This is a genomic window from Nonomuraea sp. GTA35, assembly GCF_041950525.1.
Lineage (GTDB): Bacteria > Actinomycetota > Actinomycetes > Streptosporangiales > Streptosporangiaceae > Nonomuraea.
This window is the reverse complement of sequence record NZ_JBGNUV010000001.1, coordinates 212,014-226,324: the sequence shown is the minus strand read 5'-3', so window position 1 is coordinate 226,324 and position 14,311 is coordinate 212,014. Positions and strand designations below refer to the sequence as shown.

Genomic DNA, 14,311 nt, shown 5'->3' with positions numbered 1-14,311 from the left:
GAGGTCGGGAAGTATCCGCGCGCCTTCGTATGATCGTCGTCCAGATAGTTGCGCCCGATCGACGATTCCCGCGCCAGGCGTCTCCTCTTTCTTCGATGACGAGTTCGTCGCTACTGCTGATGCCGGTTCTGCGGTAGAAACTGCATGTCCCTTTCCGGAGTGGGAGGCGTGGGATGCGGCCTTGTGCACCGGTTGTTCGAGAGCTACCGCGACTCGGACCCGGACGGCTCACTGCTCGCCCGCGCCTATCAGGACGGGGTCGATGGGGCTTGAGATCCGAGAGGCGATGACGGAATACGGGGAACTCGGCCTGATCCGGACGGTGATCGGCGACCGTCCCCGGTATCCGCGGTCCGACGCGGCCTTCCCCGACGCGCTGCACGAGGACGTGGCCTACCTCGGCGAGCGGTACGCCGAACACGGGGAGTGGGACCTGCTCTGGCGGCTCACCCTGGACGCGCCGCTCGCCGACGCTGTCGCGCTGGCCCGGAGTTTCGGCGACTGGAGCAGAGCCCGCCGGACGACACGGGACGCGCCGCCGAAAAGGCTCGCCTTCGCGCTGGAGGTGCTGCCGGAGTGGGAGGTCGTCATCGTGGACGGAAAATGGTTCGCGGTGGAGACACTCCATCGGATCGAAGCGCCCTACGGCATGCACCCCGGATCCGGCACGACGGGCCGCGCGCGGTGGACGTCGCCGGACGGCACCTACCTCGCCGTCGGACGCACGAGTACGGTGCGGGATCGCGGAGGATCCCCGGCGGCGGCCTGGAGCTCCACGACCTGCGTTCGGCGGCCGACCTGCGCCTGCTTCGCGCGCCGCTGGGCGAGGCGACCCCCGCCGATCTCGACGCGCTCGACGGCGGCACGTCGGAGGTCATCGACCTCCTGCGCGCCTGCCTGCGGTATCGGTCGCACCGATGGCGGTGCGGCGCGCGCCACCGGGTCAGCCGGCGAGCGACCGCGCTCCTTCCCCGCTCGCTCCACGCCGAGCACGATGAGTTTCGCCGAAGTCTCCGGTCTGTACCGGCAGACCCGATCGACCGAACCCAAGGAGGGCCTCATGGCCGCCACCTACACCTTCGACGTCTTCTCCAGCCTCGACGGCTTCGGCGCCGCCGGCGGCAACTGGACCGGCTACTGGGGCAAGCAGGGCCCCGAGCTGCTCGACCACCGCCTCGCCGTGTACGAGCAGGAGCAGCGCATGGTCTTCGGGGCCAACACCTACCGGGCGTTCGCGCGGATGCTGGCCTCGAGCACCGAGGAGTCCGAGGTGCGCGACCCCTGGGTGACCCGGATGCGGAACCTGCCGGCGACGGTGGTGTCGAACACGCTGGAAGGATCCCTCGACTGGCCGGGCGCGACCATCGCGCGCGGCGACGCCGTCGACGTCGTCGCCCGGCTCAAGGAGGAGTCCGACGTGCCGTTGCGCTCGCACGGCAGCCTGTCGCTGAACCGGGCGCTGATGGCCGCCGGTCTGGTGGACCGCGTCCAGGTGACGCTCTTCCCCGTGATCACCGGCCAGACCGGGCTGGACCCGATCTTCCAGGGCGGGGCCGACTTCGACCTCGAGCTGATCGAGTGCCGGACGCTCGACGGCCGCGTCCAGGAGCTCGTCTACCGGCCCAGCCTGCATGTCTGAGCCGCCCTGTGGCGTCCGGCCCTGAACGGCTGAGGTTTTCCGCAGGACGGCCGGGCGGGGCACCGCATTCCGCCGGGAAGCCGATCTCCCTAGCGTTGATCACATGATGCAGACACTGATGAACGTGCTGGTGGCGGCGACCGTGGCGGCCGGCGGGCAGGACCTCGGGGTGGGCCAGGAGCTGGAGCGGATCGTGGCGGGCAAGGGCGCGACGGCCGCGCTGGCGCGCGTCTCCGACGGCAACCGGACCTGGACGGGCGCCGCCGGCGTGCGGGACGTCGAGCGCGGCGGGCGGCCTTCCCCCAACGGCTACTTCCGGATCGGCAGCGTGACCAAGACCTTTGTCGCGACCGTGGTGCTCCAGCTCGCGGACGAGGGCAAGGTACGGCTCGACGATCCCATCGACGAGTACCTGCCGGGCCTGGTGCCGGACGGCGAGCGCGTCACGGTCCGCCAGATCCTCAACCACACCAGCCACCTGTACGACTACATGAGCGAGCCGGGTTACTCGACCAACCGGTGGCGCGGCGAGGCCCGGTTCCGCTCCTACCAGCCTCGCGAGCTGCTGAAGGTGGCCTTCGCCAAGAAGCTGCCCGACGACGGCAGGTGGCACTACTCCAACACCAACTACGTGGTGCTCGGGCTGCTGGTCGAGAAGCTGACCGGCAGCCCGTACGGGCAGGAGGTCGAGCGCCGCATCCTGCGCCCGCTGAAGCTGCGCCACACGCTGGTGCCGGGCGACCGGGCGGGGCTGCCGTCGCCGCACGCCAAGGGGTACGAGCCGATGCCCGAGCTGGTGGACGCGACCCGGATGAACCCCTCTCTCGACTGGGCGGCCGGAGAGATGATCTCGACCACGGCCGACCTGGAACGCTTCATGTCCGCCCTGCTGAGCGGCAAGCTGACCAGCGCCGTGTCGCTGCGGGCCATGCGCACGACCGTCGAGACCGGGGCCGGGTTCTCCTACGGGCTCGGGTTGCAGGCGTACAAGCTGCCGTGCGGCACCGTGTGGGGGCACAGCGGCGAGCTGATCGGCTACCTGACGTTCGCGTTCCGCTCGGACTCCGGCAAGTCGCTCACCATGTCGTTCAACCCCTCGACGCGCAACCCGTCCACCGAGGAGGTCATGGGGATCGCCGTCAGGACCTTCTGCGGGTCCTGAGCGCGGCGTCGGCCCGGGGGGGCCGCGAACCGGCTAGCCGAGCTGCTCGGACAGCCCGACGATGATGCCCTCGGGGCCGCGGAGGTAGCAGAGCCGGTAGCTGTCCTCGTACCGCGCCAGCTCGCCGACCAGCTCGGCGCCGTGGGTGCGCAGGCGGGCGACGACGTCCTCGATGTCGTCGACGGCGAACATGATGCGGCGGATGCCCAGCGTGTTCGCCGGCGCCTGTTTGGGCGCCGGGCTGATCGCCTCCGGCGTGTGGAACCTCGCCAGCTCGATGCGACCGTGGCCGTCCGGGGTCCGCAGCATGGCCACGTCCTGCCGGACGCCGTCGATCGCGATGATCCGGTCCACCCAACGTCCCTCGACGGGGCCCCTGCCCTCCAGCTCCATGCCGAGTTCGACGAAGAACGCGATGACCGCGTCGAGGTCGTCGACGACGATGAGGACGTTGTCCATCCGCTGGATCGTCATGCTGTGCCTCCCTTGTCCGGTGCGGCCGCGGTGGCCGCATCCGACCCTGGGACGGAGCCGCCGGGCCGTTCTCGACATGGTGGCAGCGGCATGGGCCCTGCCGTCACCGTGCCGTGGTCGTCATCGCGGCCGCCAGCAGCGTGCGCAGTGTCGCCAGCGCTCTGTCCGGGTCGACGAGGTCGGGCGCCAGCAGCCACTGCTGGTGCACGCCGATCCCGGCCCCGATGATCACCGTGGCCAGCGCGTCGGCGGGCAGTTCCGGCGGCAGCGGCAGACGTTCGAGCGACCGCCTGCAGTGCTCGCGCAGGGTGTTGTGGATCTCCACGTACCGGCCCTGGATCGGCGAGCCCGGCTCCAGCGCCTCCACCAGCAGGGTCACGAACAGCTTGGTGGTGGGCTGCACGAACAGGGCGGCGGCGGCCTCCGCCATCCGGTCGAAGCCCGCTTCCCCGCTCTCGGCCGGTTCCTCGCCGAGGCGCGCGCGGATCAGGTCCATCGAGCGTTCGAGCACGGCCAGCAGCAGGCCCTCCTTGCTGCCGAAGTGCCACGGGATCGACCCTCGGCTGATGCCGGACCGCTCCGCCACGTCCGCGAACGTGGTCTGCCGGTACCCCTTGGCCGCGAAGAGCTCGGCCGCCGCGGTGAGGATCAGCTCGCGGCTCTCCTGGCTGGTCTGCTCTCGTCGTGTTGTCACGCCATCCCCTCCTGTGCTAGCAATCCTATTCTATGCTGGCCAACACAGGAGGCCGAAGAGATGAGACTTCCGAACACCGCGCACACCACCCGCCCCTGGCGGATCCACGCGCTGACTCCCGACTTCCGGGTCGAGGACGTGTGGGCGCTGCCCACCCCCGGCGGCCCCGGCGACCTGCCCCGCCTAGTGCGGCAGATGTCATCCGGCGAGGGCGGCTTCTCCGGCGCCGCCCGCGCGCTGTTCGCGCTGCGCTGGAAGCTCGGCCGGCTGTTCGGCTGGGACGGCCCGCGCACCGGCGTCGGCGCCCGGGTGCACAGCCTGCGCGAGCGGCTGCCCGCCGACCTGCGTGACGGCGAGCGCGGGCCGGACCTGCGCGCGGTCCCGCTGACCTCGGTGTTCCTGACCGGCGACGAGTGGGTGGCCGAGACGGCCAACCGGACCGTGCACACGCTCATGCACATCGGCTGGGTCCCGGACGGCTCCGGCGGCTTCAGCGCCCAGATGGCCGTGCTGGTGAAGCCGAACGGCCTGTTCGGCACCGCCTACATGGCCGCGATCAGGCCGTTCCGCCACCTGATCGTCGACCCGGCGCTGGTGCGGCTGATCGGGCGCGGCTGGGGGAGGCGTCCTTGACTGCGGATCCACAGTTCCTTGATCAGGCGTGCACTCCCCCGCCTCCTCCGGGAATCGCATGTTAACGTCATGAGCATCAATTGTTATGGGCATTAACATCGGAGGAAACCGCGATGGCGTCATCAGCGGTGCTCGTCACCGGCCGCTCCTCGCTCCGGCTGAGCCCGGGCGGTGGCGTACGCTGACCCGCGAGCGAGCGAAGGGTGTGGGTCGTGGGGGTCAAGAAGCGCGGGTACCACCACGGCGACCTGCGCGTCGCTCTGATCGACGCCGCCGTCCAGCTGATCGGTGAGCATGGCGTGAAGGGCTTCACCCTGGCGGAGGCCAGCCGCCAGCTGGGGGTCAGCGTCGCGGCCCCCTACCGCCACTTCGCCGACCGCGACCGGCTCGTCGCCGCGGTCGCGGTACAGGCGTGCGGGATCATCGGGGAGGCCGTGAGCGCGGCGGGCGGGGAGACTCCCGCCGAACGGCTGGCCGAGGCGGCCCGCGCGTACGTCTCGGCGGCCGCCGCCAACCGGCCCCTGTTCGTGGCCCTGGTCGGCGTGGGCCTGGACAAGCGGCGCTACCCGGAGGTGGAGGAGGCGGCCCGCCCGGTGGCGCAGGCGTTCCTGGAGCCGGCACGGCTGATCACCGGTGCGGAGGAGGACGCGGTGCACCTCACCGAGACCGTCGTCGCCATCGCTCACGGGCACGCGGTGCTGCTCATGGACGCCTCGTTCGGCCCCGGCCCGCGAGCCGCCGCACCGGTCGCCGCCCGCGCGGCCCACGCCGTTCGCGCCGTCGTGGAGTGCCTCCGGTCCGCGGGCTCCCCGGCCTGAGCACCCCTGCCCCGCCAGGTGACGCCTCGGACGCGAGCCCCGATCCAAGGAGGGATGATGAGAGCGCAGACGTTGATCGGCTTCCGTGACCTGGAACGGCGGATCACGCTCGGCCCTGTCCAGGTGGTGATGAACCCCCGGCTTCCCCTGGAGGCCGATGGCGCCGGCGACGTCTACCGGATACTGGTGCCCCTGTCCGGAAGGGCGTGCGTGAACGAGGTCGTCGTCCACGACGCGGTCACGGAGCGCGGAGCGGCCGGCCTGCTGGAGGGGGCCGTCACCCGCGTGCCCAAGGCCCTGCTGCCGATTCCCCGGGAGCGGGTGGAGCGGCTGGCGGGCCGCCGCCTGCCGAACACCGGCGGCGTGGGCGCCCTGCTCCGCCGCTTCGTCGCCGACCTGGTGGACGAGGAGGAGACGTTCCGCCCGGCGGACGGGCCGCGGCTGGGCATGGTGCTGCTCGATCTGCTGACCGCGTTCCTGGCGGTGGCCACGGAGGCGCCAGGCGGGCCGGACGGCGGAACCGTCGTGCCGCTGAACCCCCGCGCCGAGCTGACCCTGCGGATCCGCGCCTACATCGAGGAGCACCTGCCCGACCACGGGCTCGGCCCGAGGTCGGTGGCCGCGGCGCACCACATCTCGGTCAGCTACCTGCACCGCCTGTTCCAGGACGCCGGGACGACGGTGGCGGCCTGGATCCGGGGCCTGCGGCTGGACCGCGCCAGGCAGGACCTGACCGACCCTGCGCTGCTCGACCTCCCGGTGTACGTCATCGCCGAGCGTTGGGGCTTCGCGAACCCCGCCGACTTCAGCCGTGCCTTCAGAGCGAGGTACGGCCTGCCGCCGAAGGAGTTCCGGCGGCAGGCGGTGAGCCGGCATCCGGCGGCGTGAAGGGGCTCCTCCTCCTCAGCAGCACCCACACCACGCCGGCCGCGCCGGCACCTCGCTGACGAAGCGGGCGTTCAGCGGGCCCGCCCACCGGATGCACCGCGTTTCGCGTGCATTCTCCGTCAAGTGGCCGTCGACTCCCCGTCATGGACATCGAGCGGACCGGCCGGGGATCATGGTGGGCGCCGCATGTCCGGGGGGAGAGGCATCGATGACGTCAGGGGATTCGTTCGACCTGTTCAACAGCCAGATGGGCGGCCTGGAAGTGGACTTCGACCACGAACGCGCATTCCAGGCCGGCGGGCGCGGGGCGGACCTCGGCGCGGTGCAGGTGGCGGTCAAGTCGGTCAGCCCGGTCACGCTGCGACGCCGGCGGACCGGCGCCGATCAGGTCTGGGACGACGAGCTGTACCAGATCGTCATGCCCACCCACGGCACGATCACGGCCGCCTGGGGAGCGCGGGAGGCCAAGGTGGCCGCCGGGGAGGTGTACCCGCACGACATGGCGCGGCTGGAGGGCTGCGAGATCACCGGCTCGGCGGAACGCGAGGAGTTCGAGATGTTGCTCCTCGCCTTCCCCAAGTCCCTGCTGCCGTTCGGCGCGGCGGACCTCGACCGGGTGCTCGGCCGGTCCGTGCGGGGCACGAGCGGGCTCGGCGCCGTCCTGCGGAACTTCACGGCCACCCTGACCGACAGGACGAGCGCGCTGGGGTCCGCCGATCGGTCGCGGATGGGCATGGCGCTCGTCGACCTCGCCACCGCCTTCCTCGCCGGAGAGATCGAGGAGTCGAGCGGCGTCGGCCCGGGCCGGCCCCGGCACGGGCTCACGCTCCGCATCCAGGCCTACATCCTCAGCCACCTGCGCGACCCCTGCCTGTCACCGCGCGACATCGCCGCCGCGCACCACATCTCGCTCAGCTACCTGCACCGGCTGTTCCTGGACCAGAGCGAGACGGTCGCCGCCTGGATCAAGGGCCGCCGCCTGGAGAGGGCCCGCCGCGACCTGGCCGACCCGGCGTTCTCCGCGCTGCCGATCCACGCCGTCGCCGGCCGCTGGGGGTTCGTCCACCCCGCCGACTTCAGCAGATCCTTCCGTACGGCGTACGGCATGGCTCCCAGGGACTTCCGCCACCACGCCCTCACCACGCAGGAACACCGGTCGTAGGGCTCGCCGGACCACCGCCCGGACCACCGCCCGGGCCTCCGGCGGGGCGGTGCCGGGAACGGGCTTCCCCCTGCCGGATCGCCTCTTCAGCCGCCGGGAGCCGCGGGCGCCGCCAGGCCCGGTGGCGGCTCACCCTGCCCGCTCCTGTTGGCCTCGGTGATGAGGGCCAGGGCGAAGTCGGCCGTCCGGGTGGCGATCTCCCCTGCCGGGCTCCGCCTGCCGGTCTCCAGCCACCAGGTGATGGCTTGCAGGAACATGCCGCCCAGCAGTGTCGGCACCAGGTCGCCCGGCTGCTGGGGCACGTGCTGGGCGGTCATGCCGGCGAGCGTGGCGTGCATCCTGCGCGCGAACCAGGGGCTGCCGTTGCCGCCCAGCAGCGCGCCGTAGAGGCGGTGGTACCGGTCGATGTGCTCGAAGAACGCGGTCCACCGGTCGAGCACGGGCGTGCCGGGACTGTCGGTCATGGTGCCGAGCAGTTCCGCCATGGCCTCGTCGAAGATCTGCTCCACGAGCTGGTACTTGTCGCGGTAGTTGCGGTAGAAGGCCGCCCTGCTCACCATCGCCCGCTCGGTGATCTGCCCGACCGTGAGCCGCTCGAAGCCGTGCTCCTCGATGAGCTCGACCAGTGCCTGCCGGAGCAGCGTGCGGGTGCGCCGGACCCGGACGTTCTCCCGCGACATTTCGGGCCTCCTGTCTCCCTCGAGACGTCACGCCGGTGTTGAGGCTGGCCAGTGTAGGCCGGTCCGGACAGCCTGTCTCCTGGAAGACAGCACCGTCACCGAGCTCGGCGACGTCGTACCGGCGTCCCCGATCAGGAGCCTGTCCCCCGTGCGAGCTACCCGCGAATGTCCTCTGGATGGTGACGATTCCGGAACCGCCGATTCCATAGCGTTACGACCTGGCCGCCGCGCATCCGCCGCCGGCCCTTACAGCCAGGTCAATCAGCTCCACCCCATTCTTTCCCTGGAGGACATCGTGCTCGGCAAGCACAAGGCATGCGTCGTGGCCGCACTGTGCAGCACCGTGATCGGCGCCGGAGTCACCGGCTGCGGCGCCGATTCGCTGGAGAACTGGGACCCCCTCGCCCCCGCGACGCGCACGGCCGACGCAGGCGCGATCTCCGGCACCGAGAAGATCGACGTCGAGGGCCGGTCGGTGAACGTGTCCTGTTCGGGTGAACCGGCGAAGGGCGAGCCGGTCATCATGCTGATGCACGGAGGTGGTGACGCGCTCGACAAGCTGGCCGCCCTCCAGAAGACGCTGAGCGAGCAGCACCGGGTCTGCTCCTACGACCGGCTCGGCGCGGGCGCGAGCGCCCAGCCGGAAGGCCCGCAGGACTTCGCCGGGGCGGGCAGGATCCTGACCGGGGTGCTCGACCGCGTCGCCGGTGACAGGCCGGTCGTGCTGGCGGGGCACTCGCTGGGCGGGCTGCTCGCCGCCCGGTACGCCCCCGACCACAAGGAAAGGGTCAAGGGGCTGGTCCTGATGGACGCCACCTCCCCCACCATGGCGGACGACATCACGAAGGCGATCCCCGAGTCCGCCACCGGCCCGGCGGCCGAGCTGCGCGCGCAGAATCTCGCGATGTTCCAGGGCCAGAACCCGGAGAAGCTCGTCATCGCCGACGGGAAGGTGCGCTCTGCCGGGGACATCCCGGTGGAGGTGATCCAGCACGGGAAGCCGTACCTCGCGGCCGTCCCCAAGTACGGCAAGCGCCTGGAGCAGGCGTGGGCCGCGGGCCAGCGCAAGTGGCTCGCGCTGTCCAGCGGCAGCAAGCTGAGCACGGCCGCGAACAGCGGCCACTACATCTACCTCGACCAGCCCGAGGTCGCCGTCAAGGCCATCGACCGCGTCGCCGCGCAGGCCGCGCGTCAGTCGCAGGACCAGTGACCGGTCCGCTCGGCGCCGGTCGCCGGCGTCCGCGGGGCGATGCTCGGTGAGGCGTTCCCCGTTGCGGCGGGCGAGGCCGGCCTTCTGATCATCGGTGCCGGGCGCGTCCTCCAGGAAGGAGCGGGCGGCGCCGTTGCAGACTCGGGGTCAGGCGGTCCGCCGCGCCGACGCTGGTTGCGATGAGTTCGCGGGGCGCGCGGAGTCTGTTCCTTCAAGGAGCCGGACCTGCCGGCCTCCGGCGGAGAGGAGATCCGACAGTGGCAGTGGGGATCTTCGCGGGCATCCCTGTCCGCGACTGCAAGAGCGCCGTGGAGTGGTACACCAGGCTTCTCGGCAAGGACCCGGCGTTCTGGCCCAACGACGTCGAAGCGGTGTGGCAACTGGCCGAGGACCGGTACGTGTACGTCATCGAGGACGCCGCTCGCGCCGGAGGCGGCGTGGGCATGATCTGGGTGGACGATCCGGCGTCCGAGGTGGACCGGATCGCGGGGCGCGGGCTGCGGCCGGTGGACAAGGAGCAGCACGGCAACGTCTGCAAGTGGGTCTTCCGTGACGCCGACGGCAACGAGACGGGCATCGGGGGCGAGATCGCTCCCGCGGCCTGAAGCGGCGGGCGCGCGGGAGGCTTGGCGCCGAGGCCTCCCGCGCCGCTGGAGCGGTTGCCTTCACGCGGGGCCGGTCCCTAGTCTGAAGGGAGCGTGCGAGGGCGCTGCCAGTCCGCGGGCAGGGATTTTCCCACCTCGAGCAGCACATCGACGCACTGGACGAGACCAACCTCTTTCCGGCCGGGCAAGCGGACCTCGGCGACGAAGGAGGTTGCGATGCGCGATCGACATTTCGAGCTGCCTGCCCGCCCGAACCTGGAGTACTACCGCAAGCAGGCCAAGCACCTGCGGCACGCGTACGCGGCGGGCGACCCGGCCGCCGGAGCCAGGGTCGCCGACGTGCTGGGCGATCGGGCCGCCGAGCGGTTCCTGCTCGGCGACGCCCAGTTCGTGCTCGCGCAGGAACACGGGTTCCGGACCTGGGCCGAGTTCCGCGCCCACGTCGAAGGCCACGTCGAAGGCCACGTCGAAGGCCATGGCGCCGGCGCGGAGCGGCCGGTCTCCCGCCTCATGGGGATCAGGCCGGACCTGTACGCCTCGATGGCCGGCGCGCTCCTCGTCGAGCTGCGCCGCGCCGACCCCGGCGCGCTGCGACGGCTGCGGGCGTACGTGCCCCGGCACGCCACCGCGACCTCGCCCGCGGCAGCCGAGCTTCGCGACGCGCGGCTGGTCATCGCGCGGGAGCTCGGCTTCCCGACGTGGCAGGAGCTCGTGTCGTTCACCGAGAAGTCCCGGCGCGACCTCGGCGAACGCCGGGAGCAGCGGCGGCGGCTGCACCGCGAGGCCGAAGCCCTGCTGGCCGGCGACACCGCCCGGCTGGCCGGTCTGACCCCCGAGCAGGCCGACACCCTGCTGCAGATGCTCGCGCGCCCCGAGACGATCCCCGGCGTCCGGCTCGGCAGGGAGCTCGGCGTGCCACGCGCCGCGGTCGAGGTCCTGCTCGGCAGGGCCGCCGACCTGGATCTCCCGCTCATCTGGGCGGCCCGCTCCAACCGGGTCGCGTACGTGCGGCTGCTGCTCGACGCCGGCGCCGACCCCGGCGTCCGGACCTGGGGCGTCACCCCGCTGGAGAACGCCATCCACCACGACGACACGGAGATCGTCGACCTGCTCGCCGAGCACGCGATCGTCCCGCGGGCGCTGTGGACGTACGCCGCGTGCGGCCGGCTGGATCTGGTGCGGGCCTGCTTCGACGCGGACGGGGGCCTGCGGCCGGACGCCGCGCGGGCGCGCCCCGACCTCGCCGACACCGGCTCGGGCTTCCCGTCCCGGCTGCCGCCGGCCGACGATCCGGAGGAGATCGTGGGCGAGGCGTTCGTGCACGCCTGCCAGCACGGCCGGATCGAGGTCGTGCGCTGGTTCCTCGATCGCGGCGTGCATCCCGACGTCGCGCCCTACCTGGGGCGGACCGGCCTGCATTGGGCCGTTCGGGGCGGCCGTCCGCACGTGGTGCGCCTGCTCCTGGAGCGCGGCGCCGACCCGTCCGTCCGCGACGATCTCCTCCGGTCCGACGCCGGCGGCTGGCTGCGCATCGCCTTCGCCGCCCGCCCGTACGATCCCGTGGCCCGGCAGCTCCACGCTCTGCTCGGGTCCCGGTCGCGCTGAACCGTCGCCGCGGGTCCGGGCCGGCCCGGTCCACGCGCTCTGCGACGCATCCTCTCCACGAGAAGGGACTCCGGATGAAGGTAGAGGTGTACGCCGATATCGCCTGCCCGTGGTGCCGCCTCGGCACGCACCGGTTCCACCGCGCGGTGGCCGCGGCCGGGGCGGGCACGGACGTCGAGCTCGTCCATCGTCCGTACCAGCTCATGCCCGACGCGCCCGAGGAGCCCCGGCCGCTGATGGACACGGTGGCCGAGTTGTTCGGGCCGGAACAGGCCGGGGCGATGGTCACGGAGATGGCCCGGATCGGTGCCGGTGAAGGGATCGTGTACCGGTTCGACCGCGCGGTGGCGGTCAACACCCTGACCGCCCACCGGCTGCTGTGGCTCGCACTGCGCGAGCAGGGCGCCGAGGTGCAGGCCAGGCTGGCGACCGCCCTCTTCGACGGGTACTTCCGCGACGGCGTGAACGTCGCCGACCACGCGCGGCTGGCCGAGCTGGCAGAGCGGGCCGGCTCGGACGGCGGCCGGGCGCGGGCCTTCCTCGCCGTCGGGGAGGGACACGCCGAAGTACGTGCGCTGGTGGCCGCAGCGCGACGGGAGGGCGTCACCACCGTGCCGAGGTTCGTCTTCGGGAACGGCGTGGTGATCGCCGGCGTGACCAGCGCCGAGGCGCTCGGCGACGCGCTCCGGCAGTGACTCGTGCGGCTCACCCCCGAGCGGCGGGCCGGCTCGACGCCGCACTGACCCGGTAGCCCCCGTGGGCGGGGAGCGCGGTGGGCGTCAGGGGGCGGCGGTCTGGCTGCGGTCGATGAGGTCCAGGATCGCGTCGCGGATCTCGCGGAAGAGCGCCAGGGTCTCCTCGGCCGCCGCCTCGACGGCCGCCTCGCCGGGCGTCTCCGCCGGTTCGACCAGCAGCGCCACGGTGTCGGCGAGCACCGCGTACGGATCGCCGACGCCGGCCGGGGCGCTCTCCGGCTGGTAGACGGCGGTGGAGAACCCGTCGAGCAGGGCGTGCAGGGCGTAGGCCTGGCTGGGCAGCGGGCGGTCGTCGCGGATCAGGCCGTGGCGGCGCAGGATCGGCATGACCGCGTTGCACATGGCGGCCGGCCGGGTGCGGGCGTACAGCTCGCGGTCGCGGGAGTCCTGCAGGAGCAGCCGCAGCAGGTCCGGGTCCCCGCTGCGCAGGCGGCGTCCCAGCGGCAGTATCAGCCCGGTACGGACGACGAGCGGCGCCAGGTGGCGCGGCCGGACCGTGGCAGGATCGGCGCTGATGCGGGCGATGCCCTCGTCGAGCAGGGCCAGCATGTCGCGGGCGAACAACCCGCGGATGAGATCTTCCTTGCTGGGCCAGTACAGGTAGACGGTGCCCTTGCCGACGCCGGCCGCCCGGCTGATCTCGGACACGGTGACCTTGCCCGCGCCGTGGTCGAGCACCAGCCCGCGCGCGCTGTCCAGGATGCGGGCGGCCTTGCGCGAGTGGAGTTCGACCAACTGGCTCACCGGAATCCGTCCTCTCCTGGGGTCAGGCAGCGGCGACGTCGACGTTCTTGGCCCGCATGTCCTTGGCCATTATCCTGCCCATCGCCTTTCCGATGCCCGGGGCCCGCATCAGGCGCAGCATGCCGGTACGCAGAAGCTGCTCCTTGCGGTCGTCGGGGGTGAAGAGCCGGCGCATCGCCAGGATGTTGTCCTGCTGGTAGCCGATGAACGGCCGCATCCGGGCCTCCCAGTCCCGCAGCGCGCCGGGCACGTCGTCGCCGTGGCGTCGCAGCATGGTGCCGAGCAGCTCGCCGCCGGCGATGCCGCTGGAGGCGCCCATGCCCGAGTAGAGCGTCAGGCACCAGGCGGCGTCCCCCATCAGGACGACCCGGCCGCGGTGCCAGCGCGGCATCCTGACCTGGTGAACCGAGTCGAACAGGAACTCCGGGGCCTGCTCGAAGCGCGCCAGCAGGCTCTCCAGCAGGGGGCCGGTGGGCTCGGGACCGTAGGCGGCCCGGACGGACTCGATCGGCGGGCGGCCGAACTCGGCGTCGATGTCGCCGGTGCGGTAGGAGAACAGCAGGCCCGGGGCGTGGTCGGCGAAGGGGAAGGTCCACACCGAGCGGCCCGGCTCGGCCAGCACCAGCCCTTCGTGCTGGGCGAAGCCCTCGACCGGCGCGTCCAGGACGGTCGCGCCGATCATGTAGTCCAGCGGATGCAGGAACTCCTCGGGGCCGAAGGCCAACCGGCGCACCGTCGAGCGCATGCCGTCGGCGCCGACCACCAGGTCGAAGCGCTCGGTGACGGTGGTGCCGGCCGCCGTGTCGTGCAGCGTCACCTCCGCTCCTGAGGCGTCCTGGACGATGTGGGCCGGCACGGTGGAGTAGCGGATCTCCACGTCGTCCGGCAGCGACGAGAACAGGCCACGCTCGACATCGCCGCGCAGCAGCTGGCGAGGGCCGCCGGCCAGGGCGGCCGGGCTCATGCCCGGACGGCGGCGCCCGGCCCGGTCCACCTCGTACATCGTGAGGTTCGCGTCGCCGCGGTCGCCGATCGCGTCGAGCACGCCCAGCCGCCGCGCGGAGGCGACACCGGTGCCGAACAGCATGACGAAGTACCCGCTCGACCGTCGCCCGGCCGACCGCTCCACCAGCACCGGCTCCCACCCGACCTGCCGCAGCCGCACCGCCGTGGCGATGCCCGCGATCCCCAGCCCGACCACCAGCGCCCGGCCACCCTTGCGCATGCCTGTCATGACGGCTC

General features: G+C 72.3%; 15 protein-coding genes. 10 read left to right on the top strand and 5 right to left on the bottom strand.

Features of this window, described 5'->3' with window-relative positions:
* Positions 1-286 precede the first annotated feature (286 nt).
* Both ACBJ32_RS01005 and ACBJ32_RS01000 read left to right on the top strand, forming a co-directional pair.
* Positions 287-1,639: a dihydrofolate reductase family protein gene (locus ACBJ32_RS01005; RefSeq protein ID WP_375124948.1), complete on the top strand. Its 1,353-nt coding sequence runs from the start codon at positions 287-289 to the stop codon at positions 1,637-1,639.
* A 103-nt stretch (positions 1,640-1,742) separates the two neighbouring features.
* Entirely contained in the window at positions 1,743-2,801 is a 1,059-nt protein-coding gene (locus ACBJ32_RS01000) for a serine hydrolase domain-containing protein (RefSeq protein WP_375124947.1), read from the top strand.
* Positions 2,802-2,834: 33 nt separating this feature from the next.
* Here ACBJ32_RS01000 and ACBJ32_RS00995 read toward each other — a convergent pair whose 3' ends face one another.
* The gene (locus ACBJ32_RS00995) at positions 2,835-3,260 is read right to left on the bottom strand and encodes a VOC family protein (protein ID WP_375125951.1); all 426 of its coding nucleotides are present in this window, start codon (positions 3,258-3,260) and stop codon (positions 2,835-2,837) included.
* A 118-nt stretch (positions 3,261-3,378) separates the two neighbouring features.
* Positions 3,379-3,969, bottom strand: a complete 591-nt coding sequence (locus ACBJ32_RS00990; protein WP_375124946.1) for a TetR/AcrR family transcriptional regulator — start codon at positions 3,967-3,969, stop codon at positions 3,379-3,381.
* A 60-nt stretch (positions 3,970-4,029) separates the two neighbouring features.
* Here ACBJ32_RS00990 and ACBJ32_RS00985 point away from each other — a divergent pair, with 60 nt between their 5' ends.
* The 4 genes from ACBJ32_RS00985 (at position 4,030) to ACBJ32_RS00970 (ending at position 7,470) form a co-directional block, all read left to right on the top strand.
* A complete protein-coding gene (locus ACBJ32_RS00985; protein WP_375124945.1) occupies positions 4,030-4,602 on the top strand; it encodes a DUF2867 domain-containing protein in 573 nt (190 codons plus the stop codon).
* Between the two features lie 212 nt (positions 4,603-4,814).
* A complete protein-coding gene (locus ACBJ32_RS00980; protein ID WP_375124944.1) occupies positions 4,815-5,420 on the top strand; it encodes a TetR/AcrR family transcriptional regulator in 606 nt (201 codons plus the stop codon).
* A 57-nt stretch (positions 5,421-5,477) separates the two neighbouring features.
* The gene (locus tag ACBJ32_RS00975; protein WP_375124943.1) at positions 5,478-6,308 is read left to right on the top strand and encodes a helix-turn-helix domain-containing protein; all 831 of its coding nucleotides are present in this window, start codon (positions 5,478-5,480) and stop codon (positions 6,306-6,308) included.
* 208 nt (positions 6,309-6,516) lie between these two features.
* On the top strand, positions 6,517-7,470 hold the full coding sequence (locus ACBJ32_RS00970) for a helix-turn-helix domain-containing protein (protein WP_375124942.1): 954 nt from the start codon (positions 6,517-6,519) through the stop codon (positions 7,468-7,470).
* Between the two features lie 86 nt (positions 7,471-7,556).
* On the opposite strand, the gene ACBJ32_RS00965 is transcribed toward ACBJ32_RS00970, so the two are convergent.
* On the bottom strand, positions 7,557-8,150 hold the full coding sequence (locus ACBJ32_RS00965; protein WP_375124941.1) for a TetR/AcrR family transcriptional regulator: 594 nt from the start codon (positions 8,148-8,150) through the stop codon (positions 7,557-7,559).
* 295 nt (positions 8,151-8,445) lie between these two features.
* On the opposite strand from ACBJ32_RS00965, the gene ACBJ32_RS00960 reads away from it, so the two are divergent.
* The 4 genes from ACBJ32_RS00960 to ACBJ32_RS00945 all read left to right on the top strand — a co-directional run bounded on the left by ACBJ32_RS00960 (position 8,446) and on the right by ACBJ32_RS00945 (position 12,265).
* Positions 8,446-9,360, top strand: coding sequence for an alpha/beta fold hydrolase (locus tag ACBJ32_RS00960; RefSeq protein WP_375124940.1), 915 nt, complete (start codon positions 8,446-8,448; stop codon positions 9,358-9,360).
* Positions 9,361-9,617: 257 nt separating this feature from the next.
* Positions 9,618-9,965: a VOC family protein gene (locus ACBJ32_RS00955; RefSeq protein ID WP_375124939.1), complete on the top strand. Its 348-nt coding sequence runs from the start codon at positions 9,618-9,620 to the stop codon at positions 9,963-9,965.
* A gap of 216 nt (positions 9,966-10,181) precedes the next feature.
* Positions 10,182-11,570, top strand: coding sequence for an ankyrin repeat domain-containing protein (locus tag ACBJ32_RS00950; protein WP_375124938.1), 1,389 nt, complete (start codon positions 10,182-10,184; stop codon positions 11,568-11,570).
* A 74-nt stretch (positions 11,571-11,644) separates the two neighbouring features.
* Positions 11,645-12,265 carry a DsbA family protein gene (locus ACBJ32_RS00945; protein WP_375124937.1) on the top strand — a complete coding sequence of 207 codons (621 nt, stop codon included), beginning with the start codon at positions 11,645-11,647 and terminating at the stop codon, positions 12,263-12,265.
* An 84-nt stretch (positions 12,266-12,349) separates the two neighbouring features.
* Here ACBJ32_RS00945 and ACBJ32_RS00940 read toward each other — a convergent pair whose 3' ends face one another.
* Complete coding sequence (locus tag ACBJ32_RS00940) at positions 12,350-13,069, bottom strand: TetR/AcrR family transcriptional regulator (protein WP_375124936.1); 720 nt, start codon at positions 13,067-13,069, stop codon at positions 12,350-12,352.
* A 22-nt stretch (positions 13,070-13,091) separates the two neighbouring features.
* Positions 13,092-14,303, bottom strand: a complete 1,212-nt coding sequence (locus ACBJ32_RS00935) for an FAD-dependent monooxygenase (RefSeq protein ID WP_375124935.1) — start codon at positions 14,301-14,303, stop codon at positions 13,092-13,094.
* Positions 14,304-14,311: the final 8 nt, after the last annotated feature.

Excerpts from the sequence above, each read along its gene's own strand:
- ACBJ32_RS01005 (WP_375124948.1), top strand. The coding sequence starts at position 287 with ATGACGGAATACGGGGAACTCGGCCTGATCCGGACGGTGATCGGCGAC.
- ACBJ32_RS01000 (WP_375124947.1), top strand. The coding sequence starts at position 1,743 with ATGATGCAGACACTGATGAACGTGCTGGTGGCGGCGACCGTGGCGGCC.
- ACBJ32_RS00995 (WP_375125951.1), bottom strand. The coding sequence starts at position 3,260 with ATGGACAACGTCCTCATCGTCGTCGACGACCTCGACGCGGTCATCGCG.
- ACBJ32_RS00985 (WP_375124945.1), top strand. The coding sequence starts at position 4,030 with ATGAGACTTCCGAACACCGCGCACACCACCCGCCCCTGGCGGATCCAC.
- ACBJ32_RS00975 (WP_375124943.1), top strand. The coding sequence starts at position 5,478 with ATGAGAGCGCAGACGTTGATCGGCTTCCGTGACCTGGAACGGCGGATC.
- ACBJ32_RS00970 (WP_375124942.1), top strand. The coding sequence starts at position 6,517 with ATGACGTCAGGGGATTCGTTCGACCTGTTCAACAGCCAGATGGGCGGC.
- ACBJ32_RS00965 (WP_375124941.1), bottom strand. The coding sequence starts at position 8,150 with ATGTCGCGGGAGAACGTCCGGGTCCGGCGCACCCGCACGCTGCTCCGG.
- ACBJ32_RS00950 (WP_375124938.1), top strand. The coding sequence starts at position 10,182 with ATGCGCGATCGACATTTCGAGCTGCCTGCCCGCCCGAACCTGGAGTAC.
- ACBJ32_RS00945 (WP_375124937.1), top strand. The coding sequence starts at position 11,645 with ATGAAGGTAGAGGTGTACGCCGATATCGCCTGCCCGTGGTGCCGCCTC.
- ACBJ32_RS00935 (WP_375124935.1), bottom strand. The coding sequence starts at position 14,303 with ATGACAGGCATGCGCAAGGGTGGCCGGGCGCTGGTGGTCGGGCTGGGG.